A 12,663-nucleotide genomic window follows, 5' to 3' on the forward strand; every position below is an offset into this window, starting at 1 on the left:
ACCCTCTCGGGCTTTCCTCCGGGCGCTTCCCTTCGGTCTTTCGTGTTTCCAGCTTAGCAGATCCGATTTCCGTTTCCGCCACCCGCTGGAGCGGGCTGCCGGGCCGTTCTCCGCTTTCGCGTTTCCCTTTCCGGCGGTTCCAACCTTACCAGATTCTTTTTCCGTTCCGTTTCCGGTCTGGATTCTGTTTCCGGTGGCCGTTGGGGGCCTTTTGCCTTTCGGCGTGTTCACTACGCTAGCCGATTTCCTTGGCGACTCATAATCGAGTCTCCCGGGGAATGAATTCCGGCACGCCGAAACTCGAAGCCCGTTGGGGAAGATCATAGGTAGTGGATGGCTGCTCCCGGGGTGCTTGACCAGCAGGCCCGGCTCCTGCAGCTCGGTCGACACTAGGCGCTTTGGCCCCTGGAGTCAAGCCCTGCGCCGGCGCGGTGTGTGGGCGCGGTACGGGCTGACCGTCGGATCCCCGTCGAGCCAGAAGCGCCAGGGGTGGTGGGCGCCGTCGCCGCCCACTCCCGTACGGGGTCCGTTGCGCACCTGACCTGAGCCGGTCGGGGCTCCGGTCAGTACGGAGAGAGGGGAGCCGGGGCCCGCGCAGGCATCGGTGCCGTCGAGGGTGCGGTCGACGTCGAGGGCGGTGGCCAGGCGCGCCGGCCCTTTGGCCAGTTCTCGGTCGTTGCGGGCCGAGAGTCGACGTTTGCGGGCCAGCTCGTGGCCCGCTCGGACTTCGCCGGCGCGCAGCAGGACACCCCCTGCCGAGCCCTCGGGGCCGCACACGAGGTTCAGGCAGTGCCACATGCCGTAGGTGAAGTAGACGTAGGCGTGTCCGGGCGGGCCGAACATCACCGCGTTGCGGGCGGTGCGGCCTCGGTAGGCGTGGGAGCCGGGGTCCGCCTCGCCCGCGTACGCCTCGACCTCGGTGAGGCGCAGTTCGATGGGGCCGTCGTCCGTCATCCGTACGAGGGTGCGGCCGAGCAGGTCGGGCGCCACCTCCAGTACGGGGCGGTCGAAGAAGTCCCGCGGCAGCGGCGTACGGTCGGGGCTCTCGATCATGTTGTACGAGCGTACTGGGGCGTGGCGGGGAACCGGCTACGGTCGTCGCGCGTATGTAGGGGTCAGACCTAGAAGGAGTGAACATGGGCTTCAAGAAGCTGCTCGCGAGCCTCGGTGCCGGTGGGGCGTCCGTCGAGACGGTGCTCACCGAGGCGAACGTCGTCCCCGGTGGAGTCGTCCAGGGAGAGGTGCGGGTCCAGGGCGGATCGGTGGACCAGCGGATCGAGGCGCTCTCCGTCGGTCTCCAGGCGCGTGTCGAGGTGGAGGGCGGCGACCAGGAGGTCAAGCAGGACATCGAGTTCACCAAGGTGCGTCTGGGCGGGGCCTTCGAGGTGAAGGCCGGGGCGGTGCACGTGGTGCCGTTCGGGCTGGACATCCCGTGGGAGACGCCGGTGACCACGATCGCCGGGCAGCAGCTGCACGGCATGGACATCGGGGTGACGACGGAGCTGGAGATCGCGCGGGCCGTGGACTCGGGCGACCTGGACGCGATCAACGTCCACCCGCTGCCGGCGCAGCAGGCGATCCTGGACGCCTTCATCCAGCTGGGCTTCCGCTTCAAGAGCGCCGACATGGAGCGCGGTCACATCCGGGGGACGCGGCAGCAGCTGCCCTTCTACCAGGAGATCGAGTTCGTGCCGCCGCAGCAGTACCGGGGCCTGAACCAGGTGGAGCTGACGTTCGTCGCGGACTCCCGCGAGATGGACGTCGTGCTGGAGATGGACAAGAAGCCGGGGCTGTTCAGCGAGAGCAGCGACTCGTACCGGGCGTTCAAGGTGGGGCTGAACGACTTCCAGGGCACGGACTGGGTGGCGTACCTCAACCAGTGGCTCGCCGATGTCGGTGGTCGTCGCAACTGGCTCTAGTCTCGGCGAGGCTGGGGGGCAGGCAGAAGAGCAGGCGAATCGGAGGTTCAGACGTGGCCGAGAGGAAGAGGGCGCCGCTCCCTCACGACTTCCATCCGCAGGTGCCGTCGTTCACCGTGGTGAGTGACGACGTCGCGCCGGGAGGCGTGCTGGCGGACGCACAGGTGCACGCGGCGGGAAACACCTCGCCGCATCTGCGGTGGGAGGGCTTCCCGGCGGAGACGAAGAGCTTCGCCGTGACGTGCTTCGATCCGGACGCGCCGACCGGGAGCGGGTTCTGGCACTGGGTGTTGTTCGACATCCCGGCGGATGTGACCGAACTGCCGGCGGGTGCGGGCAGCGGGAAGTTCGAGGGGCTGCCCGAGGGCGCGGTGCACGTCCGCAACGACTACGGGTCGAAGGACTTCGGAGGCGCCGCGCCGCCGCCCGGGGATCCCGCGCACCGGTATGTCTTCACCGTGTACGCGGTGGACAGCGAGAAGCTCGGGCCGGACGCGGAGGTCTCGCCGGCGGTGGTCGGCTTCAATCTGCGGTTCCACACGCTCGGGCGTGCGCAGTTGATCGGTGAGTACGCGGACGCCGGTCAGGGCACCTGATCGTTCGTTTGTTGTTTGCCCGCTTCTGGTCTTGGAGAGATCAGAAGCGGGCATCTTTTGTTTTCGAGGACCGGGGGCGGGACGGAGCGGCTGCTGGGGTCGTGTCCCGGCGGAGCGGCGATATTGCGTTGTCCCACCCGGCGCACCCGGCCAGAGTTGGTCCAGGCCCGGAGTCCGCCGACGGGGCGGGCCGGCACACGGGAGGTGGGCACAATGCGGGACACGCTGGTACTCAACGCGAGCTTCGAACCGCTTTCGACGGTCACGCTCAACCGTGCGGTGGTGCTCGTGCTGCAGGACAAGGCCGTCGTCGAGCAGTCCCATCCCCGCCTCCGGGTGCGCGCGGCCGCGCTGGATCTTCCCGTGCCCCGGGTGATCAGACTCTGCCGGTACGTCCGGGTGCCGTTCCGAAGACACGCGCCGTGGTCGAGGCGGGGTGTGCTGATACGGGACCAGCACCGGTGCGCCTACTGCGGCAGGCGCGCGACGACCGTGGACCACGTGGTGCCGCGGGCGCAGGGCGGGTCGGACACCTGGCTGAACACGGTGGCGTCCTGCGCGGAGGACAATCACCGCAAAGCGGACCGTACGCCGGACCAGGCGGGGATGCCGTTGCTGTACCAGCCCTTCGTGCCGACGCCGGCGGACACGATGCTGCTCGCGATGCGTGCCGGTGAGCGCTCGGGGCTGCCGCCGTGGCTCGCCCGGCCGGCGGCCGCGTAGCGCGGTCCCTCGCGGCAGGCCCGCCTTCGCCCCGGTCCCGGGAGCGCGGGCGGGCTTTCGTGTGTCAGCGCAGCAGGAGCTGGACGATGGCGACGGTGCCGACGGCGACGATCAGGACGCGCAGGGCGAGGGGCGGGAGGCGGCGTCCGACGCGGGCGCCGATCTGGCCGCCGAGGGCCGAGCCGACGGCGATGAGCAGGACGGCCGTCCAGTCGAAGTCGGCGACGAAGAGGAAGAAGAGCGCGGCGACGGAGTTGACGATGGCCGCGAGGACGTTCTTGACGGCGTTGAGGCGCTGCATGCTGTCGTGGAGCAGCATGCCCATCAGGGAGAGGTAGATGATGCCCTGAGCCGCCGTGAAGTAGCCGCCGTAGACGCTGGCGAGCAGCAGCGCGAAGAAGAGGAGCGGTCCTCCCTCGTGGTCCCCGGTGGTGCCCTCGCGGTCGCGGCGGCGTTGTACCGCCTTGGCGATGCGGGGTTGCAGGATGACCAGGACGAGGGCGAGCGCCACCAGGATGGGGACGATCGTCTCGAAGGCGGTGGAGGGCAGGAGCAGGAGCAGTACGGCGCCGCAGAGCCCACCGAGGGCCGCGGCGGTGCCCAGCCGCATCACGCGGGCGCGCTGGCCGGTGAGTTCGGCGCGGTAGCCGATGGCTCCGCTGATGGAGCCGGGGATGAGGCCGAGGGCGTTGGAGACGGTGGCGGTGACCGGCGGGAGTCCGACGGCGAGCAGTACCGGGAAGGTGATCAACGTCCCGGAGCCGACGATGGTGTTGATGGTGCCGGCGCCGATGCCCGCGGCGAGGACGGCGAGCATCTCCCAGATCGTCACGCTGTGCCCCTCGTACATGATCGGTCTTGATCAGGCTTGCAGGATCGGTGCTTGATGAACCGATCATGCACGATGGGGTGTGCCCGTCAGTCGACGGGGGGTTCTTCGCGGCGCTCCTTGCCGGTGTTGAAGCCGGGGGCGCCTCCACCGAGGTTGCCGAAGGCGCCGGAGAGGCCCTTGAGCGCGTCGCCGATCTCGCTGGGGACGATCCAGAGCTTGTTGGCGTCGCCCTCCGCGATCTTCGGCAGCATCTGGAGGTACTGGTAGGAGAGGAGCTTCTGGTCCGGGTCGCCGGCGTGGATGGCCTCGAAGACCGTGCGGACGGCCTGGGCCTCGCCCTCGGCGCGCAGGGCGGCGGCCTTGGCCTCGCCCTCGGCGCGCAGGATCGCGGACTGCTTCTCGCCCTCGGCGGTGAGGATCTGCGACTGGCGGATGCCCTCGGCGGTGAGGATCGCGGCGCGCTTGTCGCGGTCGGCGCGCATCTGCTTCTCCATCGAGTCCTGGATGGAGGTGGGCGGCTCGATCGCCTTCAGCTCGACGCGGTTGACGCGGATGCCCCACTTGCCGGTGGCCTCGTCGAGGACGCCGCGCAGTGCCGCGTTGATCTCCTCGCGGGAGGTGAGGGTGCGCTCCAGGTCCATGCCACCGATGATGTTGCGCAGCGTGGTGACGGTGAGCTGCTCGATCGCCTGGATGTAGCTGGCGACTTCGTAGGTCGCGGCGCGGGCGTCGGTCACCTGGTAGTAGATGACCGTGTCGATGTTGACGACCAGGTTGTCCTGGGTGATCACCGGCTGCGGCGGGAAGGGAACGACCTGCTCACGCAGGTCGATCCGGTTGCGGATGGAGTCGATGAACGGGACGACGATGTTGAGGCCCGCGTTGAGGGTGCGGGTGTAGCGGCCGAAGCGCTCGACGATGGCTGCGCTGGCCTGCGGGATGACCTGGATCGTCTTGATCAGGGCGATGAAGACGAGCACCACCAGAATGATCAGGACGATGATGACTGCTGACATCGTGTTCCCCGTGCCCTTCGCTGCCGGTCGGCTGCCGCGTTGCCGCGTTGATTGCGATGATCAGTTTCCCAGACGGGGGGCGGTCGCGTGCCCCGTTCCGTGGGGTTGACCGGGTTCCGTCACATGACCACCGCGGTCGCACCGTCGATCTCGACCACATCGACCTGTTGGCCGGGCTCGAAGGCCTGGCCGGAGTCGAGGGTGCGGGCCGACCAGATCTCGCCGGCCAGCTTGATCCGGCCACCGCTGCCGTCCACCCGTTCCAGCACCACGGCCTGACGGCCTTTCAGGGCGTCGACCCCCGTGGCGAGTTGGGGGCGTCCGTCGCGATGCCGGGCCGCGATCGGGCGGACCACCGCGATGAGCGCGACGGACACCACGGCGAAGACGATCACTTGCGCGACCAGGCCGAAGCCGAGGCCGGCCGTGACGGCTCCGGCGATCGCCCCTACGGACAGCATTCCGAACTCCGGCATCGCGGTCAGGACGAGCGGGATGCCGAGCCCCACCGCGCCGATCAGCCACCACACCCATGCGTCGATGTCCACCAGGTCATGGTAGTTCGGCGGGTCCCTCGCGGGACAGGGCGCGATGGCGCAGTCGCGGCGGGGCGGGGCGGACGTCAGGACAGCGGCAGGCCCTGGGCGGTGTAGCGCTCACCGACGCGCTCGACCACGAGCGGCAGGCCGAAGCACCGGGAGAGGTTGCGGGACGTCAGCTCCATCTCCATCGGCCCGGCGGCCAGGATCTTGCCCTGACGGATCATCAACACGTGGGTGAAGCCCGGCGGGATCTCCTCCACGTGGTGCGTGACCATGATCATGGAAGGGGCGTACACGTCGCGGGCGAGGCGGCCGAGGCGGCGGACGAGGTCCTCACGGCCGCCCAGGTCGAGTCCGGCGGCCGGCTCGTCGAGGAGCAGCAGCTCGGGGTCGGTCATCATGGCGCGGGCGATGAGGGTGCGCTTGCGCTCGCCCTCGGAAAGCGTGCCGAACCTGCGGTCCAGGAAGTCGGTCATGCCGAGGCGGTCGAGGAAGGCGCGGGCGCGCTGCTCGTCGACCTCGTCGTAGTTCTCGTGCCAGGTGGCGGTCATGCCGTACGCGGCGGTCAGCACGGTCTGGAGCACGGTCTGCCGCTTGGGAAGCTTCTCGGCCATCGCGACGCCGGCCATACCGATGCGGGGACGGAGGTCGAAGACGTCGACCTTGCCCATCCGGTCGCCCAGGATGCTGGCGGTGCCGCTGGTGGGGAAGAGGTAGCTGGACGCGATGTTGAGGAGGGTGGTCTTGCCGGCGCCGTTGGGGCCGAGGATGACCCAGCGCTCACCTTCCTTGACCGACCAGGAGACATCGTCCACCAGAGCCCGTCCGTCGCGGACCACGGATACGTCCACCAGCTCCAGTACATCGCTCATGAGCGCGTTGTCTCCCCTTGCGGTCGAGTCTCGTCGTCGCTTGCGCCAGGCGGACGCAGCTCCCAGGGAAAACCTACGCCACCGCCGGAGCACGTCGGCCCTGAGGTCCGGTTCTGGCCGGAGGTGGGACGGAGCCCGGCCAGTACCTAGGGTGGGGGCATGCTTTCGGAACCACGTTCAGGACGGTTGGCCGCATGGGGGAACGCCCTGCTGGCCGGGTTGGTATCGCCGGACGACGCCGTGCTCGCGATCGTCGGGGACGACGCGGTGCACCGGGTCGAGGGACTGCCGGGTGAATCGGGGCCGGTCGGTCTGACGCTGGCGCTGGGGCGGCTGAGGTCGCTCGGGGTCACGGGGTGGCGGGTGGCGCTGCCCGCGCCGGGGCATCCCCTCGGGCTGAGCGGGCCGCCGGAGTTCAACGCGCGGGCGCTGGAGGCCGAGGAGGCGGTCGTCGGGTACGGCGCCGCCTTCGGCCTGGTGCCCGAGACGTACGAGGCGGGGCCGTCGGGCGACCGGCACGTGGAGGTCGGCTGGCACTGCCTGCCCGTGCGGGAGGCGCCGCCGGCGGACGTGCCGTCGCTGGGCGAGTCCGAGCGGGAGCTGGCCGAGGCGCTGCGCGAGGCGACGACGGTGCTGACCCGGCTGGACGTGGCGGCCTCGGGTCCGGTGGCGGAGGCCGCCCTGGATGCGTACCGGGCGCGGGCGGAGGCGGGCCGTGAGGTCCTGGCACCGGGGTATCCGCCGCGGGCCGTGCGGGTGCTGGAGCTGGCGCAGCGGGTGGGGCTGCTGATCTCGCTGGCGTACGGGAACGGGCACGGCGGTGCGGTGAGCGCGTCGGAGATGGCGGCGCGGTCGGATGCGTTGCGGCCGGTGGAACGGGTGGCGCGGCGCGCCCAGGTGGCGGCGTTCAACGCCTATGTGGAGGAGCGCGAGCGGGGGTCCTGGTGAGGCCCGGGCGTCCGGTCGGCAGGTGGTGGAACGAACCGGCCCCCAGGGGGACTGGGGGCCGGGGAGGTCGCTCCGCGATCAGACGTTGACGCCGTCGTTCCCGAAGGCCGGGTTCAGCGCGCCGATCACGTTGACGGTGTTGCCGACCACGTTCACCGGGACGTGGACCGGGGCCTGCACCAGGTTGCCGGAGCCGACGCCGGGCGAACCGATGGCGGCGCCGTCCGCGTGCGCACCGGTGGCGGACGCGGCTCCGGCGGCGGCGGCGACGAGCCCACCGGCGACCATGGTGACGGCAGCGGCCTTCTTCAGGTTCTTCACTTCAGGATCCTCCTAGCCATCGCTGCGGCAATCACCGCAGCACGCCTTGGAGAACGGTCACGCGCCGGTCTGGATGCGCCGTACGGGTGACATACACCCGACAGTATGAATCTCCGACCGGATGGGAACCGCGGTCCCCGTCCCCGCGCGCCCGAACCGTCGCGCCGGGCCGCCTCTGCTCCCCCGCCCCCCTGTTCCCCGGCCGTTCAGCCCGCGAGGCCGTGGCGCACCGCCCACAGCGCCGCCTGGGTCCGGTCGGCGAGGTCCAGCTTCATCAGGATGTTCGAGACATGCGTCTTGACCGTCTTCTCGGACAGGACGAGCGCCCGCGCGATCTCCCGGTTCGACCGCCCGTCGGCGATCAGCCCGAGGACCTCCCGCTCCCGTTCGGTCAGCGTGCCGCTCCGGCCCGTGCCGCCACCCGCGTCGTCCTGGGAGAGCAGCGCCACGGCCACCTCGGGCTGGAGCAGCACGTGCCCCGCGTGCACGGAGCGGATGGCGCCGGCCAGCGCCTCGGGGTCGACGTCCTTGTACACGTACCCGGAGGCGCCCGCGCGCAGGGCGGGCACCACCGTGCGCTGCTCGGTGAAGCTGGTGACGATCAGGACTCTGGCGGGGTTGGCCAGCTCGCGCAGCTTGCGGAGGGCCTCGATGCCGTCCATGCCGGGCATCTTGACGTCCATGAGGACGACGTCGGGCCGGAGCTCCTCCGCGCGGGCCACGCCCTCGGCGCCGTCGCCCGCCTCCCCCACGACCTCGATGTCGTCCTGGACCTCCAGAAAGGTGCGCAGGCCGCGGCGGACCACCTGGTGGTCGTCGACCAGCAGCACGCGGATCCGGGTCTTCGGGTCGGGGGCGGTCTCAGCCACCGGGGACCTCCATCTCGATCGTGGTGCCCTTGCCGGGCTCCGACTGCACGGTGAGTGTGCCCCCGACCCCGCCTGCCCGGTCGCGCATGGAGACCAGCCCGAGGTGCCGTCCGGCGCGGCGGACCGTGCGGGGCTCGAACCCCTTGCCGTCGTCGGTGACGCTCAGCAGCGCGCCCTGACCGCTGCGGACGAGGGAGACGTCCACGTGCTCCGCCTCCGCGTGACGCAGCGCGTTGTGCAGGGCCTCCTGGGCCACCCGCAGCACGGCCTCCTCCTGGGCGGCGGGCAGGGCGCGTATGCCGGCGCTGCGGAAGCTGACGCGCGAGGTGTGCGCCCTGTCCAGGACCTGGGTATGGGTCCGCAACGTGTGGACCAGGCCGTCCTCGTCCAGGGCGGCGGGCCGCAGCTCCACCACGGCGGCCCGCAGTTCGTCCGCCGCCTCGGCGGCGAGGGCGGCGACCTGCTGGAGCTCGCCCTTGGCGCGGACCGGGTCCCGGTCGACCAGGGCGGCCGCCGCCTGGGCGGTCAGCCGCAGTGAGAACAGCTTCTGGCTGACGGCGTCGTGCAGCTCGTGGGCCAGCCGGGAGCGCTCCTCGGCGATGGTGAGCTCGCGGCTGCGCTCGTACAGCCGGGCGTTGGTGAGCGCTATCGCGGCGTGCTGGGCGAGGATCCCCAGCAGCTCCTCGTCCTCGGTCGTGAAGCCGCAGCCGCCGCCGAGGGCCCGGTCGGCCTCGGGGCAGCGCTTGTTCGCGAGGAACAGGGCGCCGATCGTCTCGTCGCCGTCGCGGATGGGCATGCCCAGGAAGTCCGACATGTCGGGGTGGGCCGCGGGCCAGCCCTCGAAGCGCGGGTCCTTGCGCACATCGGCGATCCGCTCGGGCTTCTCCTCGTGGAGCATCGCCGCCAGGATGCCGTGCTGGCGCGGCAGGGGGCCGATCGCCTTCCACTGCTCGTCGCTCACCCCGTCGACGACGAACTGGGCGAAGCCCCCGTGGTCGTCGGGGACGCCCAGCGCCGCGTACCGCGCGTCGAGCAGCTCGCGGGCCGAGGCCACGATCGTCTTGAGGACGTCGCGGACCTCCAGGTGCCGGCTCATCGCCAGCAGGGCGGTGCTCACGGCTGCCAGGCCGGAGCGCGGTCGATCGGTCATGCGTTCACGTTACCGGCGCGATGTGACAGTCCGTATCGGACCGGGGACCGCCGCCCTCTGGGCCCGGAGGCCTAGGCCGAAGGTTCCTGGCCGTCGGGCCGCCGTACGACGCGGCGGGCCGGTGCCCCGATCCAGGCTGAGCGGTACGGACAGAGGGCATCATGCAGAGGGGATGGACGTCATGGCTGTCGCGATCATCACGGGGGCTTCGAAGGGTCTGGGGCGGGCGCTCGCCGCGGCGCTCGGCCGGCGTGGCTGGGATCTGGTGCTGGACGCCAGGACCGGGCGGGTGCTGGAGGAGAGCGCGGACGCGGTACGGGAGGAGGCGAGGCGGGCCGGGGTTCCCGGGACGCGCGTGGTGGCGGTCGCCGGGGACGTCACGGACGCCGGGCACCGTGCGCGGCTGGTGGCCGCGGCGCGCGACCTGGGCGGGCTCGACCTGCTGGTGAGCAACGCCGGGGCGCTGGGCGCCGAACCGCTGGTGCGGTTGGACGCACTGCCCCTGGACGGATTGCGGACGGCGCTGGAGACCAATGTGGTGGCCGCGCTGGGGCTGGTGCAGGAGGCCCTGCCGCTGCTGCGGACCAGTGCGTCGGGGACGGTGATCACGGTGAGTTCGGACGCGGCGTCGGAGGCGTACGGGACCTGGGGCGGGTACGGGGCGTCCAAGGCGGCGCTGGACCGGCTGGCGGCGGTGCTGGGCGTGGAGGAGCCGGGTCTGCGGGTGTGGTCGGTGGACCCCGGCGACATGGGCACCGACATGTACCGCGCCGCCGTGCCCGACGACGACCGTCCCCGTCCGAGCCCGGATGCGGTGGTCCCGGGCTTTCTGCGGCTGCTGGACCGCCGGCCGGTGAGCGGACGCTGGTCGGCGCCGTCCCTGGCGGAGGTGGAGGCGTGAGGGGCCTGTGGGAGGAAGCGCTCCGGGTGCCGTCCGAGCTGTCCGCGCGGGTGCCCGCCGAGCAGCGCGGAACGGGCCGCGACGACGTGCGGATGCTGGTGTCGCGGGGCCCCGAGGTGTCGCACCATGCCTTCCGGGAGCTCCCGGCACGGTTGCGGGCCGGGGACGTCCTGGTGGTGAACACCTCGGCGACGCTGGCCGCCGCCGTCACCGCGAGGCTCGGCGGGGACGTCGTGGTGGTGCACTTCTCGACCCGCGGGGACGACGGCCGGTGGGCGGTGGAGCTGCGCGACCCCGAGGGGCGGGGCGGTACGGGGAGCACGAAGCCGCGGGCGGGCGGTCCGGCGGGCGGGGTGGTGCGGCTGCCGGGCGGGGCCCACCTGGTTCTGGAGGAGCCGCTGGACGCCGGCGGGGAGCGCTTGTGGTGGGCCTCGGTCACGGTCGACGTGCCCGGCCTGCTGACGCGGTACGGGCGGCCCATCCGGTACGGATACACCGAGCGGGACCAGCCGCTCACCGCGTACCAGACCGTCTTCGCGCTGCCGGCCCCCGACGGCGGCGGCTCGGCGGAGATGCCGAGCGCCGCGCGGCCCTTCACGGCGGCGCTGGTGGCGCGGCTGGTGAGCCGGGGGGTGCAGTTCGCGCCCGTCACGCTGCACACCGGCGTGGCGTCGGCCGAGGCGCACGAGCCCCCGTACCCGGAGCGGTACGAGGTGCCGGCGGCCACGGCGTGGCTGGTCAACGCGGCACGTGCGGGTGGCGGGCGGATCGTGGCCGTGGGCACGACGGCGGTGCGCGCCCTGGAGTCGGCGGCCGGGCCCGACGGCGTCGTGGAGGCGGCCGCCGGCTGGACCGACCTGGTGGTGACGCCCCGGCGCGGGGTGCGGGCCGTGGACGGACTGCTGACCGGGCTGCACGAACCGGAGGCGTCGCACCTGCTGATGCTGGAGGCCATCGCGGGGCGGGAGGCGCTGGGCCGTGCGTACGCCGAGGCGGTGAGGCGGCGCTACCTCTGGCACGAGTTCGGCGACACCCATCTGATCCTCCCTGCGGAGGGCCCTCACTGAGCGCATTGCGAGCGCAACACCCGGTCAGACCGCGCCCCGCCCGATGTGAGCCCGCGCATAGGACGCAGGTCACTTACGAAGCCCTGTAGTGCTTGCGTAAAGGGCAGGTGAGTGCGGTCTGGTCTGGGTTTTGGGGGGATTCGGACCACTTCCTGCAGCTGGCTGATCCACTACGCCGCTTCGTACGTCACACCTTTGCCACGGCATTTTGCGGCCGCTAAGAATTGCAGCCGTCGCCCGCCGAGCAGGCGTAGCGCCGCCCTGGCCATGCGACGTCCCGCTACTCGAAGAGGTACGACTGTATGTCCGCGTTCAGCACTTCCGGCTTCAGCCGTCTCAAGAAGAACAAGAAGAAGCTTTCCCTCGCCGGTGTTGCCGCCGTCGGCGCCGCCGCCATCGCGTTCAGCGCCGTTCCGGGCAACGCCTCGACCGAGATCGAGCCCCAGGCCGTCTCCGCCGCGCCCGTCGCGTTCGGCACCAAGACCACCAACCAGCTGCAGGTCAACCTGGCCGACCAGCACTCCGCCCTCGCGCTGAAGGCCAAGGCCGACGCCGCGGCGAAGGCGAAGACGGAGGCGGCCGCGAAGGCGAACGCCGCGGCGGCCGCCAAGGTCAAGGCCGCGGCCAAGGCGAAGGCCGAGGCGAAGGCGAAGGCCGACGCCGCCGCCAAGAAGCGCGCCGCGCAGAAGACCGCCGCCAGCCGCGCCGCCACGCGCACCCCCGTCTACGCGAACAACCTCGACGGCTGGATCCGCGAGGCGCTCGGCATCATGAAGAAGAACAACATCCCGGGCACCTACGAGGGCATCCACCGCAACATCATGCGGGAGTCCAGCGGTAACCCGAACGCGATCAACAACTGGGACATCAACGCCATCAACGGCGTCCCGTCGATCGGTCTGCTGCA

15 protein-coding genes are annotated in these 12,663 nt (G+C 71.3%); 7 read left to right on the top strand and 8 right to left on the bottom strand.

The window, feature by feature from the left end:
- Positions 1-411: 411 nt before the first annotated feature.
- On the bottom strand, positions 412-1,053 hold the full coding sequence (locus PUR26_RS05205) for a DNA-3-methyladenine glycosylase (RefSeq protein ID WP_329869653.1): 642 nt from the start codon (positions 1,051-1,053) through the stop codon (positions 412-414).
- 83 nt (positions 1,054-1,136) lie between these two features.
- On the opposite strand from PUR26_RS05205, the gene PUR26_RS05210 reads away from it, so the two are divergent.
- From PUR26_RS05210 to PUR26_RS05220, 3 genes are all read left to right on the top strand, one after another.
- Positions 1,137-1,919 (top strand): sporulation protein, encoded by a 783-nt coding sequence (locus PUR26_RS05210; protein ID WP_329869655.1) that lies wholly within the window; start codon positions 1,137-1,139, stop codon positions 1,917-1,919.
- A gap of 53 nt (positions 1,920-1,972) precedes the next feature.
- Positions 1,973-2,515 carry a YbhB/YbcL family Raf kinase inhibitor-like protein gene (locus tag PUR26_RS05215; protein WP_329869656.1) on the top strand — a complete coding sequence of 181 codons (543 nt, stop codon included), beginning with the start codon at positions 1,973-1,975 and terminating at the stop codon, positions 2,513-2,515.
- A 213-nt stretch (positions 2,516-2,728) separates the two neighbouring features.
- Entirely contained in the window at positions 2,729-3,238 is a 510-nt protein-coding gene (locus PUR26_RS05220; RefSeq protein WP_329869657.1) for an HNH endonuclease, read from the top strand.
- A gap of 64 nt (positions 3,239-3,302) precedes the next feature.
- Here PUR26_RS05220 and PUR26_RS05225 read toward each other — a convergent pair whose 3' ends face one another.
- The 4 genes from PUR26_RS05225 to PUR26_RS05240 all read right to left on the bottom strand — a co-directional run bounded on the left by PUR26_RS05225 (position 3,303) and on the right by PUR26_RS05240 (position 6,500).
- Complete coding sequence (locus PUR26_RS05225; protein ID WP_329869659.1) at positions 3,303-4,070, bottom strand: sulfite exporter TauE/SafE family protein; 768 nt, start codon at positions 4,068-4,070, stop codon at positions 3,303-3,305.
- Positions 4,071-4,156: 86 nt separating this feature from the next.
- Positions 4,157-5,086 (bottom strand): SPFH domain-containing protein, encoded by a 930-nt coding sequence (locus tag PUR26_RS05230; protein WP_329869661.1) that lies wholly within the window; start codon positions 5,084-5,086, stop codon positions 4,157-4,159.
- 119 nt (positions 5,087-5,205) lie between these two features.
- Complete coding sequence (locus PUR26_RS05235) at positions 5,206-5,634, bottom strand: NfeD family protein (protein ID WP_329869663.1); 429 nt, start codon at positions 5,632-5,634, stop codon at positions 5,206-5,208.
- A gap of 74 nt (positions 5,635-5,708) precedes the next feature.
- Positions 5,709-6,500: an ABC transporter ATP-binding protein gene (locus tag PUR26_RS05240; RefSeq protein ID WP_329869665.1), complete on the bottom strand. Its 792-nt coding sequence runs from the start codon at positions 6,498-6,500 to the stop codon at positions 5,709-5,711.
- A 159-nt stretch (positions 6,501-6,659) separates the two neighbouring features.
- Here PUR26_RS05240 and PUR26_RS05245 point away from each other — a divergent pair, with 159 nt between their 5' ends.
- A complete protein-coding gene (locus PUR26_RS05245; RefSeq protein ID WP_329869666.1) occupies positions 6,660-7,448 on the top strand; it encodes a hypothetical protein in 789 nt (262 codons plus the stop codon).
- A 78-nt stretch (positions 7,449-7,526) separates the two neighbouring features.
- Here PUR26_RS05245 and PUR26_RS05250 read toward each other — a convergent pair whose 3' ends face one another.
- The 3 genes from PUR26_RS05250 to PUR26_RS05260 all read right to left on the bottom strand — a co-directional run bounded on the left by PUR26_RS05250 (position 7,527) and on the right by PUR26_RS05260 (position 9,788).
- Complete coding sequence (locus PUR26_RS05250) at positions 7,527-7,769, bottom strand: chaplin (protein WP_329869668.1); 243 nt, start codon at positions 7,767-7,769, stop codon at positions 7,527-7,529.
- 206 nt (positions 7,770-7,975) lie between these two features.
- On the bottom strand, positions 7,976-8,638 hold the full coding sequence (locus tag PUR26_RS05255) for a response regulator transcription factor (RefSeq protein ID WP_329869670.1): 663 nt from the start codon (positions 8,636-8,638) through the stop codon (positions 7,976-7,978).
- Positions 8,631-9,788, bottom strand: coding sequence for a GAF domain-containing sensor histidine kinase (locus tag PUR26_RS05260; protein WP_329869671.1), 1,158 nt, complete (start codon positions 9,786-9,788; stop codon positions 8,631-8,633). Before PUR26_RS05260 ends, PUR26_RS05255 begins: the two co-directional genes overlap by 8 nt.
- 181 nt (positions 9,789-9,969) lie before the next feature.
- On the opposite strand from PUR26_RS05260, the gene PUR26_RS05265 reads away from it, so the two are divergent.
- The 3 genes from PUR26_RS05265 to PUR26_RS05275 form a co-directional block, all read left to right on the top strand.
- Positions 9,970-10,689 (top strand): SDR family NAD(P)-dependent oxidoreductase, encoded by a 720-nt coding sequence (locus PUR26_RS05265; protein ID WP_329869673.1) that lies wholly within the window; start codon positions 9,970-9,972, stop codon positions 10,687-10,689.
- Positions 10,686-11,756: an S-adenosylmethionine:tRNA ribosyltransferase-isomerase gene (locus tag PUR26_RS05270; protein ID WP_329869674.1), complete on the top strand. Its 1,071-nt coding sequence runs from the start codon at positions 10,686-10,688 to the stop codon at positions 11,754-11,756. Before PUR26_RS05265 ends, PUR26_RS05270 begins: the two co-directional genes overlap by 4 nt.
- Positions 11,757-12,058: 302 nt before the next feature.
- The coding region (locus PUR26_RS05275) for a lytic transglycosylase (RefSeq protein WP_329869675.1) at positions 12,059-12,663 on the top strand (605 nt) is incomplete at its 3' end.

It is taken from the genome of Streptomyces sp. SP18CS02, from assembly GCF_036322365.1.
GTDB lineage: Bacteria > Actinomycetota > Actinomycetes > Streptomycetales > Streptomycetaceae > Streptomyces.

Bases quoted from the DNA above. Each gene is read 5' to 3' on its own strand.
- PUR26_RS05205 (WP_329869653.1), bottom strand. From the start codon at position 1,053: ATGATCGAGAGCCCCGACCGTACGCCGCTGCCGCGGGACTTCTTCGAC.
- PUR26_RS05210 (WP_329869655.1), top strand. From the start codon at position 1,137: ATGGGCTTCAAGAAGCTGCTCGCGAGCCTCGGTGCCGGTGGGGCGTCC.
- PUR26_RS05220 (WP_329869657.1), top strand. From the start codon at position 2,729: ATGCGGGACACGCTGGTACTCAACGCGAGCTTCGAACCGCTTTCGACG.
- PUR26_RS05230 (WP_329869661.1), bottom strand. From the start codon at position 5,086: ATGTCAGCAGTCATCATCGTCCTGATCATTCTGGTGGTGCTCGTCTTC.
- PUR26_RS05240 (WP_329869665.1), bottom strand. From the start codon at position 6,500: ATGAGCGATGTACTGGAGCTGGTGGACGTATCCGTGGTCCGCGACGGA.
- PUR26_RS05245 (WP_329869666.1), top strand. From the start codon at position 6,660: ATGCTTTCGGAACCACGTTCAGGACGGTTGGCCGCATGGGGGAACGCC.
- PUR26_RS05260 (WP_329869671.1), bottom strand. From the start codon at position 9,788: ATGACCGATCGACCGCGCTCCGGCCTGGCAGCCGTGAGCACCGCCCTG.
- PUR26_RS05265 (WP_329869673.1), top strand. From the start codon at position 9,970: ATGGCTGTCGCGATCATCACGGGGGCTTCGAAGGGTCTGGGGCGGGCG.